This is a genomic window from Acetobacter estunensis (genome assembly GCF_019083805.1).
GTDB lineage: Bacteria > Pseudomonadota > Alphaproteobacteria > Acetobacterales > Acetobacteraceae > Acetobacter > Acetobacter estunensis_A.
On sequence record NZ_JAHRDV010000111.1, the window covers coordinates 1 to 440 of the forward strand.

1 rRNA gene is annotated in these 440 nt (G+C 55.5%); it reads right to left on the reverse strand.

Annotated features, from left to right (window positions below):
* Positions 1-440: ribosomal RNA gene (locus KUA11_RS17180) — 16S ribosomal RNA — on the reverse strand; the annotation flags it as partial.

Here is a 440-nt window from a genome sequence, read left to right on the forward strand (position 1 = left end):
GACTACTCGGGTATCTAATCCTGTTTGCTCCCCACGCTTTCGCACCTCAGCGTCAGAACCGAGCCAGTGAGCCGCCTTCGCCACTGGTGTTCTTCCGAATATCTACGAATTTCACCTCTACACTCGGAATTCCACTCACCTCTCCCGGTCTCGAGATATCCAGTATCGAAGGCAATTCTTGGGTTGAGCCCAAGGCTTTCACCCCCGACTTAGATATCCGCCTACGTGCGCTTTACGCCCAGTAATTCCGAACAACGCTTGCTGCCTACGTATTACCGCGGCTGCTGGCACGTAGTTAGCCGCAGCTTCTTCTGCAGGTACCGTCATTATCGTTCCTGCCGAAAGAGCTTTACACCCCGAAGGGCTTCATCGCTCACGCGGCGTCGCTGCATCAGGGTTTCCCCCATTGTGCAAGATTCCCCACTGCAGCCACCCGTAGG